Source organism: Stenotrophomonas sp. INTA L402-1, assembly GCF_059295135.1.
Genome location: NZ_JCAFWP010000133.1, coordinates 1 through 671, shown reverse-complemented (window position 1 = coordinate 671; position 671 = coordinate 1). Strand labels below are relative to the sequence as shown.

General features: G+C 48.7%; 1 protein-coding gene. It reads right to left on the bottom strand.

Annotated elements, in window-relative coordinates:
- Positions 1–33 precede the first annotated feature (33 nt).
- A complete protein-coding gene (gene mepK / locus AC5O77_RS21910) occupies positions 34–582 on the bottom strand; it encodes a peptidoglycan L,D-endopeptidase MepK (protein ID WP_001295932.1) in 549 nt (182 codons plus the stop codon).
- Positions 583–671: the final 89 nt, after the last annotated feature.

The window sequence follows — 671 nt, the reverse complement described above, 5'->3', positions numbered from 1 at the left end:
AGTTCATACTGCCCCGGTTTCGTTAATCAATTACTACCAGTGCCGTGCTGGCCCGGTATCAATATGCACAAAGTTACTACGTGGATAATATCCTACACCACCTGCGCGCATAGATAACGCGGCTTTGCGAATATTGCTTAACGCGATACCTTCAATATGGAAATCCATCGCCTGGCCTTTAGTGTGATAGCTTTTCTTCGCTACTCCACGGCTGCGGGCGCGTAGTTCATTGTTGGTATCAATGGAACGATAACCGGAAATGAGTTGCACCGGTTTGCGGGTGCCTAATAACCCTTGCAGGCGATACAACTGATCGAACAATCCTGGGTCGATGGACTTTATTTTGTTCGCGCGGTAATCGCGGAAAAAATGGTTAAGTTTTGCCAATTCTTCCTGAATATAGCCTCTGCCATCGAAAAACTCCGCTTTGATTGACTCTCCGGTATGAAGATTATTGAGTGTCAAAATGCGCGGGCGTGGGGTAGAGAGTGTTGCAAACGCCGGGGTCGGCAGGATGGCGGCACCGAGTGCAACGCCACCAAGCGCCAGCAGTTTGCGGCGATTAGCGTCGAATTTGTCCATGATAATCAAGTCTACAAGTCAATGTTATCGTTCATATGCACTTCTGGCGCACAAGAGGCACCTTAACCGTCAGTAAAGCTGACGTCAAG